Origin of the sequence: Bradyrhizobium sp. Mp19 (assembly GCF_029952935.1) — a bacterium.
Lineage (GTDB): Bacteria > Pseudomonadota > Alphaproteobacteria > Rhizobiales > Xanthobacteraceae > Bradyrhizobium > Bradyrhizobium elkanii.
This window is the reverse complement of the sequence record NZ_JASAUT010000027.1, coordinates 1-20,545: the sequence shown is the minus strand read 5'-3', so window position 1 is coordinate 20,545 and position 20,545 is coordinate 1. Positions and strand designations below refer to the sequence as shown.

The following is a 20,545-nucleotide window of genomic DNA, read 5'->3' as shown; positions in this document are numbered from 1 at the left end:
ATGATCTTTGGACTTAGAACGATGCTAGCCGAGCCTGGACGAACGCGCACCCGTTTTTACGATAGATAATCTATGACGAACGAAGGTGAGAACACGACCACCGCGGGACGCATCGCCGAGGCGATCGGCGAGCGCATCATCAGCGGCGAGTTGCTGCCGGACGCGCCGCTGCGGCAGGACCATGTCGCGCGCGAATTCCATTCGAGCCACGTCCCGGTGCGCGAGGCGTTCAGGCAATTGGAGGCGCAGCATCTCGTTGTTGCGGTGCCGCGACGCGGGGTGCGGGTCGCGCCGCTCGACACCAGGTCGGTGAAGGAAATCGCCGAGATGCGCGCCGCGCTCGAAGTGGTCGCGTTGCGCAACGCCGCTCCCAGGCTCACATCGGCGCATCTGGCACGGATCGAGCTCGCCATGATCGAAGGCGACAATGCCGAGACGGTGCAGGATTTCGAGATGGCCAATCGCGCCTTTCATCATGCGCTGGTGGCGCCGTGCGCGATGCCGCGACTGCTTGCCAGCCTCGACGGCCTGCAGCTTGCGAATTCACGACTGGTGTTCGCGATGGCGCGCAACGCCGGCTGGCGGCCGCGGCCGAGCCAGGATCACCGCGTGATCCTGCAGGCGCTGCGCGCGCGCAACATCGAACAGGCCTGCAGCCTGCTGGCGCGGCATATTCAAACCATCGAGCGGCTTGCCCTGCCGGCGGCGTGATCGGACTTCGCAGGCAGCCGTATCCACTCACGTCGCATTTGCGCGAGCGCGACGGAGTCAGGTTGAATCGATGATGCCGCAGACTGCCTGCACCTCTCCCGCTTGCGGGGGAGGTCGCATCGCATTGAAAATGCGATGCGGGTGGGGCTCTTTCCACAATGTGACTCGTGGAGAGAACCCCCACCCCGGCCCTCCCCCGCAAGCGGGATAGGGAGCAGGCCGCCTTTGCGGCCGCAATCCAATCTCATTACGCGCTAGGCGATCGCGACGATCTCCAACTCCTGATCGCCGGCGCCTGCGACGTCGCCCACGGCCTTGCCCATCAGCGACCTCGCCACCGGCGAGACAAAGGAAATCGAGCCTGCCTTGGGATCGGCTTCGTCCTCGCCGACAATGCGATAGGTCTGCACCCGCCCATCGGCGCGGCTGAACGTCACCGTGCTGCCGAAGGCAACGGTTTCGGTGGAAGCAGGATCAGGCACGACCTGCGCGGTGCGGAGCCGCTCCGTGAGATAGCGCACGTCGCGTAGCGGAACCGCCGACTGCCGCCGCCGTTCGTTGACGTCGTCCAGCTGTTGCGCGGCCTCAAAGGCCTCGCGCGCCGCCTGGAGCTCACGCTCCAGCGCCTTGCGTCCGGCTTCGGTCACCAGGTTGGGATGCGGCGAAATGGGACGGTCCGGCAACAGCGTTTCGGCCGCCGTCTCGGCACTTTCTTCCTTGGTGAAGGCAACGCTCAATCCGGAACTCCATCGATGAGGCCAGCAGCATAGCCCCGCCCCACGCGCCCCGCTAATGCGCGAAGGGATTAGGCGGAATCTAATGCGAGGCAGGCTGCTCGGCTTTGCTCCGTCTGCCAAAGCGGTTCTTTACACCCTCGCGCCAGCCCTGGAAGGTGACAAAGAGCATCGGCACCAGGAAGATGCCGACCGAGCTTGCGGCGAGCATGCCACCGAACACCGCGGTGCCGACCGCACGGCGGCTGATTTCCGCAGCGCCGGTCGCGACCACCAGCGGCACCAGGCCGAGGATGAAGGCGATCGAGGTCATCATGACCGCGCGGAAGCGCATTTGCGCGCCCATCGTCGCGGCTTCCGCGATCGGCCTGCCGGCCTCGCGCTGCTCCTTGGCGAACTCGACGATCAGGATGCCGTTCTTGGCGGCGAGCGCGATCAGCACCACGAGGCCGATCTGGCCGTAGAGATCGAGATTCAGACCCGCAAGCTTGATCGCAAGATAGGAACCGAACACGCCGACCGTGACCGACAGCAGCACGGGAATCGGGATCGTCCAGCTCTCATACAGCGCCACCAGGAACAGATAGGCGAACAGCACCGCGAGCCCGAGGATGATGCCGGTCTGGCCGGAGGCGGCCTGCTCCTGATAGGCGGTGCCGGTCCATTCATAGGAATAGCCGGAAGGCAGCGTCGATTTGGAGAGGTCGGCCATCGTCGCGATCGCGGTGCCCGAGGACACGCCCGCCGCCGGGCTGCCGTTCACGGTGACCGAACGATAATTGTTGTAGCGCGTGATCACCTGCGGACCGGTCACGATCCGCAAGGACGCGATCGAGCGGATCGGCACCATCTCGCCGCCGCTGTTGCGCACATAGATCTGCCATATGTCGGGGATGTCGCGGCGGTTGGCCGCGTCGCCCTGCACATTGACCTGCCAGGTGCGGCCAAACAGGTTGAAGTTGTTGACGTAGATGCCGCCGAGCGTGGCCTGGAGCGCGGTGAAGACGTCCGCCATGTTGAGGCCGAGCGCCTGCGCCTTGGCGCGATCGATATCGAGATAGACCGACGGGTTGGTCGCAGTGAAGGTCGAGAACACGCGGGCCAGATTTGGATTTCGGTTCGCCGCGCCGATCAGCCCGCCCATCACGCTGCTGAGCGAAGCCGGATCCTGCCCTTCAAGCGCCTCGAGCTGATATTCGAAGCCGCCAGAGGTCGAAAGCCCGATGATCGGCGGCAGGTTGAACGGTAGCACCGAGGCCTGGCGTATCTGCGATCCCCCGACGAAGGTCTGCCCGATCGCGGCCTGCACCGAGTCGGTGACGGCCTTGCGATCGGCGAACGCCTTCATGCGCGCCACCATGAAGGCCGAATTCGGCTCGCTGGCACCGTCGAGCAGCGAGAAACCGATGATCGACAGCACATGATCGACCGCCGGATTCTTCTTCAAGAGCGCCTCGACCTGCTTGGTGACCTCGCTGGTGCGCGCCACCGACGCGCCGTCGGGCAATTGCACCGCGATGAAGAAGGCGCCCTGGTCCTCCTCGGGCAGGAAGCCGGTCGGCGTGATCTTCGACACGCCGAACACCGCACCGGCAAACACCAGCACCGCGACCAGCGACAGCACCGCCACGCGAACCAGCCGTTGCACCACGCCGGCGTAGCGGTCGCGCACCCAGTCGATGCTGCCGAGCACCCGCCCCATGATGCCGCGGCGCGGTCCGCCGTGGCGCAGGAACACGGCGCACAGCGCCGGCGACAACGTCAGCGCATTCAGCGCCGAGATCACCATCGCGGCGCTGATCGTCACCGCGAACTGGCGGAACAGCGTGCCGGAAATGCCCGGGATGAACGCGATCGGCACGAACACCGAGAGCAGCACCAGCGAGATCGCGATGATCGGCGCGGTGATCTGCGCCATCGCCTTCTTGGTGGCGTCGGCCGGCGACAGCTCCGGCTCCTCCTCCATGACGCGCTCAACGTTCTCGACCACGACGATGGCGTCGTCGACCACGATGCCGATCGCAAGCACCATCGCCAGCAGCGACACCGTGTTGGCGGAATAGCCGAGCGCCAGCAGCACCGCGAAGGCGCCGATCAGGCTGACCGGAACCGCGACCGCCGGGATCACCGTGGCGCGCAGATTGCCGAGGAACAAGAACACCACGATCACGACGAGCACGAAGGCCTCGCCGAGCGTCTTCATCACTTCCTTGATCGTATCGGACACGAAGGTGGTGGAGTCGTACTGCACGAGATAGGTCAGCCCCGGCGGAAACCGCTCCGACAGCCGCGCAAGCGTGGCCTGCACCGCCTTGGCCGTGGTCACGGCATTGGCACCGGGCGCAAGATAGATGCCCATCGGCACGCCGGGATTGCCGTCGATCCGCGACTCCGAATCCATGTTCTGCGCGCCGATCTCGACGCGAGCAACGTCCCTGATCCGCAGCACCGATCCATCCGGATTGGCCCGCAGCACGATGTCGCCGAACTGCTTGGATGTCGTCAGGCGACCCTGCGTCTGCACATTGAACTGGAACTGCTGGTCGTTGCTGATCGGACGCGCGCCGATGCGGCCGACCGGCGCCTGCACGCTTTGCGCCCGGATCGCGGCGATCACGTCCGACGGCGCCAGATTGAGGCTGGTCAGGCGCTGGGTGTCGAACCAGATCCGCATCGAGTAGTTCAGCTTCGCGAACAGCGAGGCCTGTCCGACGCCCGGCGTGCGCGAGATCGCATCCAGCACGTTGATGATGGCGTAGTTGGTGATGAACAGCGGGTCCTGCTCGCCGCTCTTGCTGTACAGCACGATGAATTGCAGCACCGCCGAAGATTTCTTCTGCACGGTCAGGCCCTGCGCCTGCACCTCGGTCGGCAATTGCGCGAGCGCGCTCTGCACGCGGTTGTTGACGTTGACGGTGTTGATATCGGGATCGGTGCCGAGCGCGAAGGAGACCGTCAGCGTGTAGCTGCCGTCATTGCCGCTGGTCGACTTCATGTAGAGCATCTTGTCGACGCCCACGACCTGCGCTTCCAGCGGCTGGGCGACGCTCGATTCCACCACTTCAGCCGATGCGCCGGGGAACACAGCGGAGACCGTGACCTGCGGCGGCACGATGTCCGGGAACTGGGCGACCGGAATCTGCATCAGCGCCAGCGCGCCCGCGATCGTGATCACGAACGCGATGACGATCGCAAGCCGCGGACGATCGACGAAGACAGCGGAAATCATGGGTTATTGCCCGTCGATTTCGGCGTGCTGCTGGCGCCGCCGTCCGCCGAAACCTTCATGCTCGACTGGATCAGCGCGCTAACAGGCCCCGGCGCCACCACCTCGCCCGGCTTGACCTTCTGCAATCCCTCGACGACCACCTTGTCGCCGAGCGAGATGCCGCTCGTCACCGCCGCAATCGTTGCGGTCGATTGCCCAAGTTGGATCCGCCTTTGCTCGGCCTTGTTCTCCGCGCCGACGACATAGACATATTCACCCTGCTGGTCCGACAGCACCGCCGAACGCGGGATCGCCAGCACCTCGACCGGCTGCACCCCTTCGAGGAGAACGGTCACGAACTCATTGTCGGTCAGCTCGCGGACCGAGCCGCCGGCTGCGACGGAGGTGTAGGTTGACGGGTTGGGGATGACGCCACGCAGGGAGATGGTGTCGGTATTCTGCGCGATCGTGTTGTTGACGAAGTTCAGCTCACCCGTCTTCTCGTAGAGCCGGCCGTCCGTCAACCGAAGGCGGATGACGACGGCCTTGAAGCCGCCGCGCGTCGCATAGCGGTCGCGCAGATCGAGCGCCTCGCGCACCGGCACGGGAAAGGTGACATACATCGGGTCCTGACTGACGATGGTCGTCAGGGTTCCCGAGCTCGGCGTCACGACGTTGCCCTCGGTGACCGCGGTGCGTCCGATCCTGCCGTCGATCGGCGAGTGGATCATGGTGTAGTCGAGATTGATCTGCGACAGGTCGACCTGCGCCTGCGCGGCCTGCACCTGCGCCTCGAGGCTCTGCTGGTTGGCGACCGCCGCATCAACGTTGGATTGCTGGCCGGCCGGGCCGCCCATCAGGGCCTTGGCGCGGTCGGTGGTCAGCTTGGCGTTGACCAGCGTCGCCTGCAATTGGGCGACCTGTGCCTTCTTCGATGCAAGATCAGCCTCGAACGGGCCGCGCTCGAGTTGATACAGGAGATCACCGGCCTTGACCTCGGAGCCTTCGACAAAGTTCCGCTTGTCCAGGAATGCCGTGACGCGCGCCACCACGTTGACTCGGTTGGGGGCCTCGATGCGTCCCAGAAATTCACTGGTTTCGGTGACCGGCCGCTTCACCGCCTCGAACACGCCCACGGCAGGAGGCCCGGGCGGCCCCGCCTGGGCATGGGCCGCTGATACTCCCGCCGCTACCAATCCCGCCGATACGAGAAGCCCTGCCAAACGACCGCGCATGCGTTCCGTATCACTCATGCAGTCCAACCCTTCGGCTACCAACAGACGCTACGAGACGGATATGACGTCGAGTTCCCTCAGACCCGAAGGTCAGGATGGGCAGGTGCGTTGCAGCAGATCATAACGCGGCCAATCCGACAATCCTGCAACTCGACCGCGATCGTTGCGCCGATCCCGACGACAGCCAGCTTTCAAGAGCGCTGCAATGCCACCATGACACAGCCATTGCGGCCGCACGGGCCGGCTCAGTGCATGCCGCCGGCGCCGAAAGCTCCCGTCAATGTGATCCACGCGAGCGCACCCTCGGTACGGTCGCGGTCAGGCTGCCGCTCACAGCGCGATGGCGTTCTTCAAGCGAGCGGTGTCTTGATAGGCAGGCGACGCCAGATGTTCGGATAGCCATGGCCGCGCGCGCTTGCCGCTGACCTCGTGCGCGCCATCGAAGACGTCCATGTCGATCAAATGTGGATGGCCTGACGATGCGTAGATCGACTGCATTTGCGAAAACTTTTCATCGCGCCCAAGTTCCATGGCGTTTGCACCGTCACGGCTCCCGATCTCGACGAACAGCGGGCACGGGCAGAGCAGGTACGCCAGTTCCGCGCCGGTGTACTTGGCGCGGCCGTTGCTGAAATGAATGTAAGCCGCAAGTTCGACGCCGAGATTCTTGCTGATGACGGGCGACGTCAGAAACCTCTTCTCGTCGCGCATATATCCGGAGACGACGGTCGGCCGCATCCGCCCCGTCGCGGCTTCCAGATGGAGCGCGAGAAAAGCGCCCCAGGACACCCCGTATACGCCGACGTTCAAACCCGACGCGCCGGTGAGCTTCCGGCAGACGATTTCGCCGGCGTCGAGCGATGCGCATGACACGTTGTGGGCGGAGACACCGTGGGATGCCAGCATTGCGGCGATGTTGTTCTGGCTCTCCTGATTTCCGATCTGGACGATGTAAGGACACCAGACGACATAGCCGTCGCGACATAGCCGTTTGCCGAGCGCGTTCATGTAGTCCTTGTCGGCATCGTCGAAGCAGCGCTCCGGCGTGCTCGCCATGCCGTGGCCGAGCAGGATCAATCCCTTGAATTCTCCGTCGGGAATTCCAAGACATCCGCGCACCGGCACGCCGCATTCCAGATCGAACTCGATCTTCACGACCGAGAATCCATCCGCGGGCGCACGCCAGAGAACCCGGATCTCGTCGTGCGACGGCCGATAGAGCCGCCGCGCCCGGAACAGAGATCGCATCTCTCCGCGAATCTCCGAACCGGTTGCGACCGCATGCAGCCTGCCGCTTGCCGCAATATCGAACAGCGACCGGCAGAACTGATCGTAGCCGAGGGTTGGCAAGTCGACATTCGCGCATGATCCCTGGCAATGGCCCAGCGCCAGCCCGTCGTTGCCGGCCCGCGACGAGGGGCCGACCAGCGTCATCAACAATCCGGAAAGCGCCCTGCGGCTGATCATCGGCTCTCCCCGAGCCGACGATGGCTCGCATGAATGTCAGAGGTGGTTGCCCAAAGCGCGATGAGGCCAGGTTTGAATCGTCATCGCGCTTGAGGCCGCTCCCTAGGCATGATCTTTTTCGGAGAACGGCTTCGCACTTTTCCGGATCATGCCGTAGCTGGCGCTACGGATCGCGCGGACACAAATTAAAGGATGTTCATGCTCGAACGATCGCGTGCAGCGTTGCAAATGTGTGACGCCGGCAGGCCTGGCGCAGCGTCGATCCACGCCAATCAGGTTTCGGGATGCTTCGGAATATTTCTGCCTGTCACGCAGCTTCGATTTCGCCACACACGGCGATGATCGTCAGGCCTTGATTATCGAGTCTTCATCAAGCCTCTATCAAGCCTTGGGCTTGACCCGCCGACCTGGCATCGGCCTTCGAATTCGTCGTCCGGGCGCCGGCGGCCGCGCGCCGGGTCGCAGCCGACCGAGCGAGGCCCCACGCGCCCGCCCGAAAATCGCGAAGAAGAGCGGCGAAAACGTCGTAATTCCCCCTGATGCGCGCGAACGCGCACCGGAATAACCCGGACTCGTGGGTTGGGCCGAATTACTCTACGCAATATTTCCGGGGTCGATGGGTTTATCTATTGGGCAACAACGGTTTTTGGGATGACCGATGGCGAACGACCTGCACGAGCATCTGATTGAACTGGCCTATGAGGCCGCGGTCGTCCCCGAATTGTGGCCGAATGTCCTGCATCAGGTCGGTGCGATCGCGCGTGCGCGCGGTATCGTGCTGCTGACAGCGGCCCCACACGACGTCCGCTGGGTCGCGTCCCCCGACATGCACGACGACACGGTGGCCTATGTCGAAGGCGGCTGGCACGAGCGCAACGGGCGATTGCCGCGCCTGCTCGCGGCCAACCATGCCGGCTTCCTGCGCGACATCGACGTGTTCGATACGCCCGAGGAGGTGCAGCAGGACTTCCAGATCCGCGAATTCTTCCGCCCGCGCGGGCTCGGATGGGGCGCCGGTACGGCGATCCCGGTGCCGAGCGGCGACGTGCTGATCTACAGCGTCGAGCGCGAATACCAGCACGGACCGATCGAGCGGGAAGCAATCGAGCAGCTCGACGCGCTGCGGCCGCATCTGGCGCGCGCCGCGCTGCTGTCGGCGCGGCTCGGGATGGAGCGCGCCAGGGCGGCAACCGAATCGCTGGCGATGCTCGGCCTGCCCGCGGCAGTACTGCGGCGCGGCGGCCGCCTGATGGCGGCCAACACGCTGTTCGACCGCCTGGTGCCCGACGTGATGCAGGATCGCGCCGAGCGCCTGACGCTGGCGGCGACCACTGCCGACACGCTGTTCGCCCAGGCGCTGGCCGCGCTTGATCAGGGACTGATCGGCGTGGAGGTGCGCTCGGTGCCGATCGCGGCGCAGGAGGATCGGCCGCCGCTGATCGTGCATCTGATCCCGATCCACGGCGCGGCGCGTGACCTGTTCGACCGCGCGGCGGCGATCGTGATCGTGACGCCGGTGGTGCCGGCCGAGGTGCCGACCGCGGAAGTGCTGCAGGGCCTGTTCGACCTGACGCCGGCGGAGGCGCGCGTTGCGCGCGGCATTGGCGAAGGACGCACCGTCGAGGCAATCGCCGGCGCATTCGGCATCTCCCGCGAAACGGTGCGCAACCAGCTCAAGGCGGTGCTGGCCAAGACCGGACTCGGCCGGCAGGTGGAGCTGGCCGGACTGCTGGCCGGCGCGAAGGTGCCGCCGGGTTCGTCAGGAGACTAGCGCACGCGGCGCACGGCCTCGGTACAGAGGTCGATGCGATCCTCCGGGAATTCGCAAAACGATCGCATGTTCAAACCGCACCGGTTACGCTAGGGGTAGCTCCCCTCCCTCCGCGCCCGCTCCGGCGCATGTCCAGTCAATGAGTGCATCTGAATGGCCGAAGCCGACCTCGACGCCGTCATCCGGCAAACCGCAAGAGCGCAGACCAAGGCCGTGATGGCGGCTGCCAAGAAACGTCAGGCCGTCTGGGTCGCGCGCGCGGCCAAGGCCAAGGACAAGGAGGCCAAGGCGCGCTTCCGCTTCCTGGCCAAGAGCACGATGCTGAACGCAACCGCGACTGCCAAGCGGTTGCAGAATTCGGCCGAGAACGCCGCCGACGCCTATGCCCGCGCCATGAAGAAGGCGATGGAAGAGCCGCCGCCGGCCACGAAGCCCGCGAAGAAGAAAGCCGACGGCTAGTCGATGCCGCGTTACGTCGCCCTGCTGCGAGCGGTCAATGTCGGCGGCACCGGCAAGCTGCCGATGACCGAGTTGAAGGCGATGTGCGTCGACGAAGGATTTGCCGACGCGCAGACCTACATCGCCAGCGGCAATGTCGTGTTCTCCTCGAAGCTCGGCGCGGCCAAGGTCAAGGCCGCGCTGGAGCGGCGGCTGCAGGCCTATGCCGGCAAGCCGGTCGGCGTCGTCGTCCGCAGCGCGGACGAGATCGCCGCGGTGCTGAAGGCCAATCCGTTTCCGAAAGCGCCGCCGAACTATACTGTCGCGATCTTCCTCGACGAGCCACCGCCGAAGGACGCCTTGAAGGACATCAAGGGCCGGCAGGACGAAGAGGTGCGGCTCGGCAAGCGCGAGATCTATGTCGCCTATGGCAGCGGCATGGGCCGCTCGAAGCTGAAGATCCCCGCCGCCGCCGCCAAGGGCACCGCGCGCAACATCAACACCATCGCGAAGCTCGCCGAGCTGGCGGCGGGTGATGACGAAGGTTAGTTCGCCCATTGAAATCCGTCATCCTGAGGAGCGCGCACTTGCGCGCGTCTCGAAGGATCGACGGCCCGGCTGGTGGCCGATTCATCCTTCGAGGCTCGCTCCGCTCGTACCTCAGGATGACGGTCAAGCAGTCTGACAGCTAACTCTCCCGCACCGCAAATCCGGCGGCGCCGAGCCTTGCCAGCACCTCCTCCAGATGCGCGCGGTCGCGGGTTTCGATCACGAGTTCGAGCAGCGTCGCCTTCGCCGGAAGATCGGAGAAGGTGCGCTGATGCGAGACCTCGATGATATTGGCGCCGGCATCGGCAAGCAGGATCGACACCGCCGCGAGCTGTCCGGGCCGGTCGACGATGTCGAGCGCCAGCTGCGTCAGCCGTCCCTCGCGGGCGAGCTCGCGGGTCAGGACCGAGGCGATCAGCCTGGTGTCGATATTGCCGCCTGTCAGCACCAGGCCGACATTGCGGCCGGCAAAGCGCGCCGGTGCCGCGAGCACGGCGGCGAGGCCGGCGGCGCCGGCACCCTCGACCACCGTCTTCTCGATCGAGATCAGGGTCGCGACCGCGCGCTCGATCTGGTCCTCGCTGACCAGGATGATGTCGTCGACGAGCTGGCGGACGATTTTCGTGGTGATCTGCCCGGGCGCCTTGACCGCAATGCCCTCGGCGAGCGTGTCGCCGCGCATCGGCAGCTGCTCGCCTTTGACCGTATTGTACATTGACGGATAGAGCTGGGCCTGCACGCCGACGACCTGGATCGACGGCTTCAGCGCCTTCGCGGCGGTGGCGATGCCCGAGATCAGCCCGCCGCCGCCGATCGGCACCACCAGGATATCGAGCTCCGGCACCGCCGCGAGCATTTCAAGTCCGATCGTGCCCTGACCGGCGATGATCAGCGGATCGTCATAGGGATGGATCAGGATCAGGCCCTTCTGCGCGGCATGCGAGCCGACGAACGCGAAGCATTCTTCCAGCGTCTGCCCGGTGATGATGACCTCGGCGCCGTGCCGCCTGGTGTTCTCGATCTTCACCATTGGCGTGCCGATCGGCATCACGATGGTGGCGGGGAGGCCGAGCCGCTTGGCGTGATAGGCCACGCCCTGGGCGTGATTGCCGGCCGACATCGCGATCACGCCGCGCTTGCGTTCCTCGGGCGACAGCGCCTGCAGGCGATTCAGCGCGCCGCGCTCCTTGAAGGTCGCCGTGAATTGCAGGTTTTCGAATTTGAGGAACAGGCGGCAGCCGCAGATCTCGCCCAGCGTGCGGCTCTCATTGCAGGCCGTGACCATGACCGCATCCCGGATCACATCCGCGGCACGGCGTATGTCGGCAAGGGTGATGGCGGCGGTATAGGCAGGCTGCGGCATCGGGTTTCGCTTTGGTCCGTTTCGTCAGACGGAACCTAGCGGGTTTCGGCGCCGAAAACGACCGCGCAGAGCATGATCCGGAACAGTGCGAAGCGGCTTTCCGGAAAGATCATGCTTAAACAACGAGCTAGACGCGATGATGATTCAACCCGATCTCATCGCGCTTCAGCGTGCGGTCAACACCCGTTCTTCTGGCCTCGCCGGGCTGGCCAGCTGAACCTCATCGCATTTTGGGCATATCAGCGCAGTGCGGAAATGCTTGTCGAGCACAATGGTTCGCGTCCTGCCGCACTGGCAGCGCATCGGCTTATCCATGGAAAACCGGCCTGGGTTCGAGATGCAAGGAAAGCGTGCGCCTAGCTACCTCGGTCCGGTTAACCCAGTATGACCTGCCGCGGGAGAATTTGTCGCGCGGTCTTTTTTGAGCAAGATCTCTTCGGAAAACCGCTTCGCACTTTTCCGGATCGTGCTTCAGAAGAAGCCGGCGCTGAGATCGAGGCCGTAGCTTGCCCTGAGCGCCGCGACGAACAGGACCGCGGAGGCAAGCAGCAGGACATGCCGGGCGATGCTGCTCCGAAGCGAATTGGCCGGAAACGCGCGTGCGATCGATTGAGCCAAAGCAGTCATTTGCGACCTCCGGAGCCACGTCCCGAAGGTAGGTCGCGGGCAGCGCAGTGAGGTTCAATGCGGCTCGCGGATCGGCCGGCGGCGCGCCAATGTGCTCTGTTCGGGATCACTCGGTGCCCGCACCCGATTCTTGAAGCGGTGACCGACCACGATCAGCCTGCCCTCGGCGCGGATTACGGTATCGGCCGATGGCGCGGACGGCAGATTGTCTTGCGTGACCGCTTCCAGTGCACGCAGGAACTCGCGACCGGCCGATGTGATCTCCCAGCCTTCGACGTCACGGAGCACATAGCCATGGCTAAAGATGTCGAGTTCGGGGACCCGCGACGCCAGACGTTTGATCCGCGCATGCCAATCGTCGCCGCTCGATGAGAGGATTGCGAGGTCGTGCTTGAGTGAATTGAGGGTGGCTCTGCCGCCGAAATGACTGGCCAATATTTTTAAGATCGCAACCTGTATGCTCAACTCGACGCCTCGACCGCCACGGTTCTTTTTGTTCTGCGCAGCCGACCTGGAAATTATCGCGCTGATGACTCAGGCGTCCAGTCATCAGCGCCAGTTATCCAGAACCCGACAAGACGGTATCGACTTACGCTGCGTGTGATGTGCCGACGCGGCGCTCGGGCCGGTGCGACGACATCGATTCCTCCTCCATATCCTGCGGCGCGCCCCAAAATTCCTGCACCGTCGGCCCGTGCTTCAGTCTTTTGTCGCGCAGGAAGCCGAGAATTTCGTGCGGCCAGACCCGGCGGCCCATTTGCGTGTACCAGCGCATCGCGTGACGAAGTCCGGCGTCGCGGTGAAGCAGCACGCGGAGCAGCGCCTTCGGGCGGCATTGCAGCACCATCTCGGTGAACTTGAACCAGAGCAGCACGCGCCATGGCGGCATGTGCCGGGTCGCCAGCACCTGGTGCTTGTAGTCCCAGAGCCTCCGATCGGTCTGGATGACTCGCCGCTCCGCCGCGAGACGGAAATACGGCGTCCAGCGATGCGGCGTGACGTACAGCATCTGGATCTGGTCGGGATCATAGGACAACAGCTGCCTGAGGCCGCGCCAGTGATCGCGATCGGTCTCCTCCTCGAAGCCGACCACCCAGGTCGCCATCGACAGGATACCGTGCCGGCGCATCAAACGGATGGCCTCGCGATCGATCGTGGTGGTCGCGCCCTTGCGGATCAGCTCCAGCGTCTTCTCGTCGGTGTTCTCCATGCCGAGCAGAAAGCGCTGCCACCCCGCTTTCTTGTAGAGATGCAGGATGTCGGCATCGCGCACGATGTCGTCGGCGCGGGTCGAGCCGACCAGGATCAGATCGACATCCTCCGCGATCAAGGTCTCCAGAAAAGTCCGCCATGCTTTCTTCGAGACGGTCGGGTTCTCGTCGGCGAAATTGATCACTTTGACGCCGTGCTCGCGATGGAGCCGCGCCAGCTCCTTCGCAAACCGCACGGGATCGCGGTGCCGCCATCGCGTCCAAAAGCCGCGCTGGCCGCAGTAATTGCAGAGATGCGGACAGCCGCGCGAGAATTGCACGACGACGGCGCGCAGGCCGCCCCAATAGCTGTAGCGCGCGTGATCGATCAGTTCCCAGCCGATGCGATAGGCATCGAGATCACGGATAACAGGCGCAGGCGGCGTCACGCTCGGCCCATAATCGTCGCGGAATGCGATGCCGTTGATGATGCGGAGATCCTCGCCGGCCTCCAGCGCCCGCATCAAACGCCGCGCGGTTTCTTCGCCCTCGCCGCGCACGATCGCGGTGACATGGCGCTCCTCGCGCAGGATGTCGCGCCAGTGATAGGTCGGAAACACGCCGCCATAGACGATCCGCACACCGGGCACGGCCTTGACGATCGCCTGCGCCACCTCGGTGATAACAGGATGGCCCGACGTCGAGCCGGAATGGCCGAACAGCACCGCATCCGGTGCAAATCTCGATGCCTCCGCCACGATGGCTTGGATCGGCATCGGCCCGAACTCGGCATCGATAAGACCGACGTCGTGGCCGTCATCGATCAGGGGGCCGCCGATCGACAACAGGCCAAGTGGCGGCAGATGGTCGTCGGGGATCCGGCTGCCGATCGCCGGATGTGGCACGTTGATGAGAAGAATGCGCATGGATGATCGCTCCCGCTTTGGTTGGCGTGATCGTTCGTCCCCGCATCTTGTGAGAGAAAGAGCCCAACCCCCCGGCCGGGCTTTAGGAAGAGAGCAGTTGGCGCGGCTTGACGCGCTAGAGGTTCGGCACCTCCGCCGGCGCAATCGCGGTCAGTCCGCCGAAGCGGCGCTCGCGGCGATGGAAGGAGCCGAGTGCGTCGGCGAGATCGTCGGCATCGAATTCGGGCCACATCCGCTCGGTGAAATGCAGCTCGGCATAAGCGCCCTCCCAAAGCAGGAAGTCCGACAGCCGCTTCTCGCCCGAGGTGCGGATGATCAGGTCGACGTCGCGCAGGCCCGCCTCGCCGGTGATGAGATCGGCGAAAGTTTCGCGGCTCAGCTCGCCGGCGCCGGCCGCGCGTGCGGCGGCGTTCAGGATGGCGTCGCGCGCCGAATAATCGATCGCGATGCGCAGATGCAGCGTGGTGCCGCGGGCGGTCTCGGCCTCCGCGCGCGTGATCGCGGCGGCGATGCCGTCGGGCAGCCGGTCGCGGCGGCCGATCACGGTGAGGCGAACGCCGTTGCGCACGAGCGCGGCGATCTCGTTGGCGAGATAGAACCGCAGCAGCCCCATCAGCGCCGCGACCTCGGCCTTCGGACGGCGCCAATTGTCGCTCGAGAAGGCGTAGAGCGTCAGCGTGCCGACGCCCTGGTCCGGCGCGGCCTCGACGATGCGGCGGATCGCCTCGACGCCGGCCTCGTGTCCGCGCAGGCGCGACAGGCCACGCCGCGTCGCCCAGCGGCCATTGCCATCCATGATGATGCCGACATGGAGCCTGATGGCGGCTTCCGGCTTGAGCGCGACGTTACTTTGCATCACAAAGTCTCCGGACAAAAATGGGATGATTCAAACCGGCTGGATACCGAGGCGGCTAGCTGCGCGGTCGTCCTTGCCGGCGGCCTTTTCTGCCGTGCCGGCAGCCCTCTCGGCCGTGCCGGCGGCCTTGGCCGCGTCACGCACCAGCTGCTCGAGCACGGCGAGATAGTCGAGGAAGCGGCGGCGACCGCTCTTGGTCAGGCGGCAGGTGGTGTGCGGACGATTGCCTTCATAGCCCTTGATGACGTCGACGAGACCGGCCTCCTGCAGCACCTGCAGGTGCCGGCTGAGGTTGCCGTCGGTCAGGCCGCAGAACTGCTTGAGATCGGCAAAGGCGAGCCCCTTCGGATGCGCCATCAGCGAGGTCAGCAGGCCGAGCCGCGCCTTCTCGTGGATGACGCGGTCGAGGCCATCATAGGCGAACGGCGCGGTGGTCAGGTCAGTCTTCGGCATCGTGGCCTCCGGAAGCGAAATAAAGCAGCGCTGCGAGCAGCAACTGGCCGATCGCGAATGGCAGTCCCATGGTCCAGGGCGACAGCGCGTGGCTCTGGCTTGCGATCAGCAGCACCGTGAAGCCCGACAGGAAATACCAGGCGCCGCCGAGCGCGATCGTGCGCGGCAGCAGGCGGACCGAGGCGAATACGCCGAGGCTGACCAGCACCTGCCACAGACCGGGCAGCATCCACAGCGTCTCGGGCGCGAACTTCCATTGCAGGACAGCGAGCAGCACGCCGGCGATCACAGCCGGGACGAACTGCTCGATCGCCTGCTGGACCATCGCGTCCGCAAGGCCGGAATGATGCCGGCGCGAGCGCGCCTGCATCTCGATCCAGATCAGCACGGCGGAGACCAACGCGGCCGCCGCCCAGCCTGCGAGGAATGCGATCGGATGAGCGGTGGGATCGGCGAGCCAAAGATATTGCGCGAGCGCCGTGATGAGCGCGATGCCGCTGGTGGCGGCGACGGTCGCCGGACCGTAGCCGCGAAACGCCGTTCCGGCCGCAATCTGGCTGCGGATCGCGAGGATATCGGCCAACGCCTTGTCGAGGTCACGCATGATTCGCCCGAACTTTGTATTGCAAAGTATACGGGATCACCAAGTAAACGCAAGCGGCATCGCGTCGCTTGCCGAGCGTGATGTTTAACAGCCGGTTACTGTGCGGATTGCGGCGAAACCGCGCCGCGTCAGACCTTCACGAGGCTGGCAAAGCCGCCATAGATCATCCGCTTGGCGTCGAACGGCACATCGCCCGTGCCCATAGACGCCAGGCGCGGATCGGCCATCACCTTGGCGTTGATCCTGTCGCGCTGGGCGCGCGACTTGTAGGTGATCCAGGCGAACACGACGGTTTCGCCGGCCTTCAGTTTCACGCTCTGCGGAAATGAGGTCAGCTTGCCCGGCTTGACGTCGTCGGCAACCCATTCGCGATAATCCAGCGCGCCATACTCGCGCCAGACCTTGCCGGCCTTCTTCGAGAGCTGCGCATAGGCTTTGAGTTTCTTCTTCGGCACGGCGACGATGAATCCATCGACGTAAGGCATGCGGATGACTTCCTGCTGTTTGGTTCCCCGTCATTGCGAGGAGCGAAGCTATGAAGCAATCCATCTCGACACTTGCGGCGCGATGGATTGCTTCGCTGCGCTCGCAATGACGATCAGGAGTGACAGCAGGATGCCTGAACCGGCGCCGGTTGGTACTGGTCACGTAGCCGCACCCAATCCATCGGATAGGGCAATCCTTCCTCGTGGCGGCCGAGCGGCGTCAGGTCGAGATAGTGATAGGCGGCATTCATCATGTCGAGGCCGCGCGCGAAGGTAGAGTAGGTGTGGAACACGCTTCCCTGCTCGTCGCGACAGAACACGCTGATGCCGGGCAGTTCGGGACCGTAGAGCGGGGTCGTTCCATAATTGTACTTCGCGGTCCCCGCATCGATCTGCGCTTGCGTGAACGAGACGCCGTAATCGTAGTTGAAGTCGCTCTCTCCCGAGGAAACCCAGTCGAAGGTCCAGCCCATCCGTGCCTTGAATGCGTCGAGCTTGGCGAGCGGCGCCCGCGAGATCGCGATCATCGTGGTGTCGCGCGCGGCCAGATGCGGAACCATGCGCTCGAAGCCGTCGACCCAGAACGAGCAGCTCTTGCACGCTGCGTCCCACTCCGGCGCGAACATCACATGCTGCACCACGAGTTGCGGCCTGCCCCTGAAGAGATCGCCGAGCGTCATTTTGCCGCCCGGCCCGTCGAACACATAGTCCTTGTCGACCTTCACCCAGGGCAATTCGCGGCGCTGCCGGCTGAGCGCTTCGCGGGCCTGGGTCAGTTCCTTCTCGCCGATCATCAGCGCCTTGCGGGCTGCGATCCATTCCTCGCGCGAGACGATCTTGTGCTGTTGCATGGGATGCTCCTTTGCAGATCAGGCGTCGACAAAGCTTTCCAGATTGCCGAGGAATGCGGTCCAGCCGCGCTGGTGGTTGTCGCGGGCGGTCTCATCGACGAACTGCGCGTGATGGAAGGTGAGCAGCGTACCGCCGGCATCGGGCTTGATCGATATCGTCACCTCGGATTCGCGTTCGGGCGTCGAATGCCAGGCCCAGCTGAACACCAGCTTCTCGTTCGGCACCACCTCACGATAGACGCCGCCGACCTCGTGATACTCGCCGTTCGTGCCGATGAATCCGATGCGATAGCGTCCACCGACGCGGACATCGAGCTCCGCGCGTGTCGTGGCCGGCTTGACTCCACCCGGTCCGAACCACTGCGCTAGATTTTCCGGTTCGGTCCACGCGGCGTAGACTTTTTCCGGCCGCGCGCGGAGCCGCCGCGTGAGGGTGAGGCTTGGGCGCGCGGCGAGGCCGGCGTCGGCGGCGACTGCGGATTTGTTTGCCATGGATCTTCCTCCACAAAAGCGGCAAGGCGGTCGAGGTTGTCGGACCAGAATTGCGCATAGCGATTGAGCCAGTTCATCGCCTGCTCCATCGGCCGCGCGGTGAGCCGGCACGCCACCGTGCGGCCGGTCTTTTCGCGCGCGACGAGACCCGCATCGGTGAGCACGTCGAGATGCTTCATGATCGCGGGTAACGACATCGCGAACGGCTGCGCCAGCTCGCTCACCGACAGGCTGTCCTGCTCGCCGAGCCGCGCCAGCAGCGCGCGGCGGGTGGGATCGGATAGCGCGGCAAAGGTGCGGTCCAGCGTTTCGTCCTGATACTTAACCATGTGGTTTAGTATAGGCGCAAACGGCGCGACGTCAAGCGCGCGACTTCACGATCGCGTCAGGATGGCCCGGCGCGGGGAGGAACGTCAGGAACGGTGGCGACAGACCGCCTTGCGGTAATGCCGCAACGCTAGTCGGGATAAACGGTCCGGTGCCGGCGCTGATAGCGGCCCGGCGGTGGCGGCGGCGGTTCGCTGAACAGGAAGCGCGGATTCTCGCCGCAATAGAGATAGCGGCCGGACACGCTCGCGAGACATTGCTCGTAGGTTCGATAGGCGCATTCGCCGGGATAGCCCAGGCTCGGGCCCTGCGCACACCATGGGTAGTCATAAGGATCGGCGGAAGCGGGCGTGATACTCGCCGCGCCGGCGAGCGTCACCGTTCCCAGAACAAGCATTGCCAATCCCGATGCGCGCATGATCCGGCTCCTCGGATGCCGCAGTTAGCAAGATACGGCATCTTTTGTAAGGTTCCTGAACGTCATTTTATTCCGCGTCAAGGCCGACGAATTTGGCTTCGGCCAGGGACCGGCTGTACCGCGCGGGCCACATTAGTCCCGCGCGATCCAGCATCGCACCTCTTGCGAAGCCTACTCGACCTTGAGGCCGGCGAACTCGACCACCTTCTTCCACTTGTCGGTCTCGGCCTTGATGTCGTTGCCGAAGGCTTCCGGCGTCTGGATCAGCGGATCGCCGCCGAGCTCGACCAGGCGCTTCTTCATGTCGGGTTCGGCGAGCACGGCGTTGATCTCGGTGTTGAGCTTGGCGATAACTTCCTTCGGCATGTTCTTCGGCGCGCCCATGCCAAACAGCGCGCTCGCCTCGTAGCCCTTCACAGTTTCGGCGACCGACGGAACATCGGGCAGTTGCGAGGATCGCTCCGTTGACGTCACTGCCAGCGCGCGCAACGCGCCGGAGCGAATGTGCTGGATGATCGAGGGCATGTTGTCGAAGATCACCTGCACCTGGCCGCCGAGCATGTCGGTGATCGCGGGCGCGGCGCCGCGATACGGCACGTGCTGCATCTTGCAGCCGGTCATCGCCATGAACATCTCGCCGGAGAGATGCACCGAGGTGCCATTGCCGGAAGAGGCCATGTTCACCTTGCCGGGATTGGCCTTCACATATTCGATGAACTCGGCGACGGTCTTGGCCGGCACGTCCTTGTTGACGGTCATCACGTTCGGCACGCGATTGAATGAAGCAACCGGCGCGACATCGCGCACGAAGTTGAACTTCAGATTGGCGTAGAGCGAGGCGTTGATGTAATTGGCCGGATTGACCAGCAGCACGGTGTAGCCGTCCGGCTCGGCGTTGATCGCCGCCTCGGTGCCGATATTGTTGCCGGCGCCCGGCTTGTTCTCGATCACGAATTGCTGCCCGAGCCTCTCCGACAGCCGCTGCCCGACCAGGCGCGCGATGATGTCGGTGGCGCCGCCCGGCGGATAACCCACGATCCAGCGCACCGGCCGCGCCGGATAGTCGGCAGCGGAAGCGCGGCCGATCGCGAATGTCGAAATCCCCGACCCGATCAGGCCCAGCGCGGTACGGCGTGAAATCATGAAGTTTCTCCCAATCCAGCAGGGTTTGGCGCCCTGCCCGTTTCTGTTGCGTTGCGTGCGGCGCGGTTTTAACAAACAATGCCTGAAGCGGCCAGTGCGACACGTGCGCCGTCGACCGCGACGAAAGACTAAGCTTCGGCTCTGATCGCACCAGAACCGGCGACCACATCGCTCGAAAGCACTCTGGACCGAAGAGGATCGATCATGTCCGTCAAGGTGAATGGGCTCGACCATCTCGTGATCAACGTCACCGATGTCGTGCGCTCGGTTGCCTGGTACAGCAGGATCCTCGGCATGGAGGTGAAGGTGTTCGACCCCGGCAAGGGCAAGACACCGCGCACCTCGCTGGTGTTCGGCAACCAGAAGATCAATGTGCGGCCGCGCGATGCCGACAAGGTGGACTGGTTCACCGCCGATCACGAGGCGGCCGGCAGCGACGATCTCTGCTTCCTCACCTCGAGCACGCCCGCGGAAGTGGTCGCGCATCTGAAGGCCAATGGCGTCAGGATCGAGGAAGGCCCGGTGGCCAAGCAAGGCGCGCGCGGCACGCTGCGCTCGGTCTATTGCCGCGACCCCGACGGCAGCCTGATCGAGATCTCGTCGTACGAGAAGGGCGCGACCTAGTGTGCTGAATGCGAAGTTCGTGCGATTTCGCGGCAACCACCTTCACGAACTTCGCATTCATAAAGCACACTAG

General features: G+C 64.5%; 21 protein-coding genes and 1 pseudogene. 5 read left to right on the top strand and 17 right to left on the bottom strand.

Translation table 11 applies throughout. The annotated features are described in order from the left end of the window. The first annotated feature begins 72 nt into the window (after positions 1–72). Entirely contained in the window at positions 73–711 is a 639-nt protein-coding gene (locus tag QJT82_RS26250) for a GntR family transcriptional regulator (protein WP_028341425.1), read from the top strand. A 254-nt stretch (positions 712–965) separates the two neighbouring features. Here QJT82_RS26250 and greA read toward each other — a convergent pair whose 3' ends face one another. From greA to QJT82_RS26230, 4 genes are all read right to left on the bottom strand, one after another. Next, positions 966–1,448, bottom strand: a complete 483-nt coding sequence (gene greA, locus QJT82_RS26245; RefSeq protein WP_028341424.1) for a transcription elongation factor GreA — start codon at positions 1,446–1,448, stop codon at positions 966–968. A 79-nt stretch (positions 1,449–1,527) separates the two neighbouring features. Beyond that, positions 1,528–4,674 carry a multidrug efflux RND transporter permease subunit gene (locus tag QJT82_RS26240; protein ID WP_028341423.1) on the bottom strand — a complete coding sequence of 1,049 codons (3,147 nt, stop codon included), beginning with the start codon at positions 4,672–4,674 and terminating at the stop codon, positions 1,528–1,530. Beyond that, positions 4,671–5,906: an efflux RND transporter periplasmic adaptor subunit gene (locus QJT82_RS26235; protein ID WP_245288747.1), complete on the bottom strand. Its 1,236-nt coding sequence runs from the start codon at positions 5,904–5,906 to the stop codon at positions 4,671–4,673. Before QJT82_RS26235 ends, QJT82_RS26240 begins: the two co-directional genes overlap by 4 nt. Positions 5,907–6,218: 312 nt before the next feature. Further along, complete coding sequence (locus tag QJT82_RS26230) at positions 6,219–7,355, bottom strand: hypothetical protein (RefSeq protein ID WP_028341421.1); 1,137 nt, start codon at positions 7,353–7,355, stop codon at positions 6,219–6,221. A 658-nt stretch (positions 7,356–8,013) separates the two neighbouring features. Here QJT82_RS26230 and QJT82_RS26225 point away from each other — a divergent pair. The 3 genes from QJT82_RS26225 to QJT82_RS26215 all read left to right on the top strand — a co-directional run bounded on the left by QJT82_RS26225 (position 8,014) and on the right by QJT82_RS26215 (position 10,113). Then, on the top strand, positions 8,014–9,126 hold the full coding sequence (locus QJT82_RS26225) for a helix-turn-helix transcriptional regulator (RefSeq protein ID WP_035631793.1): 1,113 nt from the start codon (positions 8,014–8,016) through the stop codon (positions 9,124–9,126). A 153-nt stretch (positions 9,127–9,279) separates the two neighbouring features. Beyond that, a complete protein-coding gene (locus QJT82_RS26220; RefSeq protein ID WP_051447916.1) occupies positions 9,280–9,585 on the top strand; it encodes a hypothetical protein in 306 nt (101 codons plus the stop codon). A 3-nt stretch (positions 9,586–9,588) separates the two neighbouring features. Beyond that, the gene (locus QJT82_RS26215) at positions 9,589–10,113 is read left to right on the top strand and encodes a DUF1697 domain-containing protein (RefSeq protein WP_028341419.1); all 525 of its coding nucleotides are present in this window, start codon (positions 9,589–9,591) and stop codon (positions 10,111–10,113) included. Between the two features lie 139 nt (positions 10,114–10,252). Here QJT82_RS26215 and QJT82_RS26210 read toward each other — a convergent pair whose 3' ends face one another. The 13 genes and pseudogenes from QJT82_RS26210 to QJT82_RS26150 all read right to left on the bottom strand — a co-directional run bounded on the left by QJT82_RS26210 (position 10,253) and on the right by QJT82_RS26150 (position 19,848). Beyond that, positions 10,253–11,476, bottom strand: a complete 1,224-nt coding sequence (locus QJT82_RS26210; RefSeq protein WP_028341418.1) for a threonine ammonia-lyase — start codon at positions 11,474–11,476, stop codon at positions 10,253–10,255. A gap of 471 nt (positions 11,477–11,947) precedes the next feature. Then, entirely contained in the window at positions 11,948–12,103 is a 156-nt protein-coding gene (locus QJT82_RS26205) for a response regulator (protein WP_245288746.1), read from the bottom strand. Positions 12,104–12,157: 54 nt separating this feature from the next. Further along, complete coding sequence (locus QJT82_RS26200) at positions 12,158–12,568, bottom strand: aminoacyl-tRNA deacylase (protein WP_245288745.1); 411 nt, start codon at positions 12,566–12,568, stop codon at positions 12,158–12,160. A gap of 124 nt (positions 12,569–12,692) precedes the next feature. Further along, a complete protein-coding gene (gene bchE, locus QJT82_RS26195) occupies positions 12,693–14,219 on the bottom strand; it encodes a magnesium-protoporphyrin IX monomethyl ester anaerobic oxidative cyclase (protein ID WP_028341415.1) in 1,527 nt (508 codons plus the stop codon). Positions 14,220–14,334: 115 nt separating this feature from the next. Then, on the bottom strand, positions 14,335–15,075 hold the full coding sequence (locus tag QJT82_RS26190; protein WP_028341414.1) for a di-trans,poly-cis-decaprenylcistransferase: 741 nt from the start codon (positions 15,073–15,075) through the stop codon (positions 14,335–14,337). A gap of 30 nt (positions 15,076–15,105) precedes the next feature. Further along, on the bottom strand, positions 15,106–15,528 hold the full coding sequence (locus tag QJT82_RS26185; protein ID WP_028341413.1) for a transcriptional regulator: 423 nt from the start codon (positions 15,526–15,528) through the stop codon (positions 15,106–15,108). Continuing rightward, positions 15,515–16,132 (bottom strand): hypothetical protein, encoded by a 618-nt coding sequence (locus tag QJT82_RS26180; protein WP_028341412.1) that lies wholly within the window; start codon positions 16,130–16,132, stop codon positions 15,515–15,517. Before QJT82_RS26180 ends, QJT82_RS26185 begins: the two co-directional genes overlap by 14 nt. A 128-nt stretch (positions 16,133–16,260) precedes the next feature. Then, positions 16,261–16,617: a DUF1428 domain-containing protein gene (locus tag QJT82_RS26175; RefSeq protein ID WP_028341411.1), complete on the bottom strand. Its 357-nt coding sequence runs from the start codon at positions 16,615–16,617 to the stop codon at positions 16,261–16,263. Positions 16,618–16,730: 113 nt separating this feature from the next. Continuing rightward, positions 16,731–17,468: a thioredoxin family protein gene (locus tag QJT82_RS26170; RefSeq protein WP_028341410.1), complete on the bottom strand. Its 738-nt coding sequence runs from the start codon at positions 17,466–17,468 to the stop codon at positions 16,731–16,733. A gap of 18 nt (positions 17,469–17,486) precedes the next feature. Then, positions 17,487–17,849, bottom strand: a pseudogene (locus QJT82_RS26165) (SRPBCC domain-containing protein); the annotation flags it as partial. Further along, on the bottom strand, positions 17,834–18,289 hold the full coding sequence (locus tag QJT82_RS26160; protein ID WP_035631790.1) for a metalloregulator ArsR/SmtB family transcription factor: 456 nt from the start codon (positions 18,287–18,289) through the stop codon (positions 17,834–17,836). The pseudogene QJT82_RS26165 and the gene QJT82_RS26160, both read right to left, overlap by 16 nt. A 128-nt stretch (positions 18,290–18,417) precedes the next feature. Then, on the bottom strand, positions 18,418–18,684 hold the full coding sequence (locus QJT82_RS26155) for a DUF3551 domain-containing protein (RefSeq protein ID WP_281446663.1): 267 nt from the start codon (positions 18,682–18,684) through the stop codon (positions 18,418–18,420). 192 nt (positions 18,685–18,876) lie between these two features. After that, the gene (locus QJT82_RS26150) at positions 18,877–19,848 is read right to left on the bottom strand and encodes a tripartite tricarboxylate transporter substrate binding protein (protein WP_016843619.1); all 972 of its coding nucleotides are present in this window, start codon (positions 19,846–19,848) and stop codon (positions 18,877–18,879) included. 204 nt (positions 19,849–20,052) lie between these two features. On the opposite strand from QJT82_RS26150, the gene QJT82_RS26145 reads away from it, so the two are divergent. Continuing rightward, entirely contained in the window at positions 20,053–20,472 is a 420-nt protein-coding gene (locus tag QJT82_RS26145) for a VOC family protein (RefSeq protein WP_028341407.1), read from the top strand. Positions 20,473–20,545: the final 73 nt, after the last annotated feature.

What these genes read in the sequence shown, in the direction of transcription:
- bchE (WP_028341415.1), bottom strand. Translation starts at nt 14,219, where the DNA reads ATGCGCATTCTTCTCATCAACGTGCCACATCCGGCGATCGGCAGCCGG.
- QJT82_RS26190 (WP_028341414.1), bottom strand. Translation starts at nt 15,075, where the DNA reads ATGCAAAGTAACGTCGCGCTCAAGCCGGAAGCCGCCATCAGGCTCCAT.
- QJT82_RS26220 (WP_051447916.1), top strand. Translation starts at nt 9,280, where the DNA reads ATGGCCGAAGCCGACCTCGACGCCGTCATCCGGCAAACCGCAAGAGCG.
- QJT82_RS26215 (WP_028341419.1), top strand. Translation starts at nt 9,589, where the DNA reads ATGCCGCGTTACGTCGCCCTGCTGCGAGCGGTCAATGTCGGCGGCACC.
- QJT82_RS26150 (WP_016843619.1), bottom strand. Translation starts at nt 19,848, where the DNA reads ATGATTTCACGCCGTACCGCGCTGGGCCTGATCGGGTCGGGGATTTCG.
- QJT82_RS26160 (WP_035631790.1), bottom strand. Translation starts at nt 18,289, where the DNA reads ATGGTTAAGTATCAGGACGAAACGCTGGACCGCACCTTTGCCGCGCTA.
- QJT82_RS26185 (WP_028341413.1), bottom strand. Translation starts at nt 15,528, where the DNA reads ATGCCGAAGACTGACCTGACCACCGCGCCGTTCGCCTATGATGGCCTC.
- QJT82_RS26210 (WP_028341418.1), bottom strand. Translation starts at nt 11,476, where the DNA reads ATGCCGCAGCCTGCCTATACCGCCGCCATCACCCTTGCCGACATACGC.
- QJT82_RS26235 (WP_245288747.1), bottom strand. Translation starts at nt 5,906, where the DNA reads ATGAGTGATACGGAACGCATGCGCGGTCGTTTGGCAGGGCTTCTCGTA.
- QJT82_RS26155 (WP_281446663.1), bottom strand. Translation starts at nt 18,684, where the DNA reads ATGCTTGTTCTGGGAACGGTGACGCTCGCCGGCGCGGCGAGTATCACG.
- QJT82_RS26175 (WP_028341411.1), bottom strand. Translation starts at nt 16,617, where the DNA reads ATGCCTTACGTCGATGGATTCATCGTCGCCGTGCCGAAGAAGAAACTC.
- QJT82_RS26180 (WP_028341412.1), bottom strand. Translation starts at nt 16,132, where the DNA reads ATGCGTGACCTCGACAAGGCGTTGGCCGATATCCTCGCGATCCGCAGC.
- QJT82_RS26240 (WP_028341423.1), bottom strand. Translation starts at nt 4,674, where the DNA reads ATGATTTCCGCTGTCTTCGTCGATCGTCCGCGGCTTGCGATCGTCATC.
- QJT82_RS26225 (WP_035631793.1), top strand. Translation starts at nt 8,014, where the DNA reads ATGGCGAACGACCTGCACGAGCATCTGATTGAACTGGCCTATGAGGCC.
- QJT82_RS26230 (WP_028341421.1), bottom strand. Translation starts at nt 7,355, where the DNA reads ATGATCAGCCGCAGGGCGCTTTCCGGATTGTTGATGACGCTGGTCGGC.
- QJT82_RS26250 (WP_028341425.1), top strand. Translation starts at nt 73, where the DNA reads ATGACGAACGAAGGTGAGAACACGACCACCGCGGGACGCATCGCCGAG.
- QJT82_RS26170 (WP_028341410.1), bottom strand. Translation starts at nt 17,468, where the DNA reads ATGCAACAGCACAAGATCGTCTCGCGCGAGGAATGGATCGCAGCCCGC.
- QJT82_RS26145 (WP_028341407.1), top strand. Translation starts at nt 20,053, where the DNA reads ATGTCCGTCAAGGTGAATGGGCTCGACCATCTCGTGATCAACGTCACC.
- QJT82_RS26205 (WP_245288746.1), bottom strand. Translation starts at nt 12,103, where the DNA reads ATGACTGCTTTGGCTCAATCGATCGCACGCGCGTTTCCGGCCAATTCG.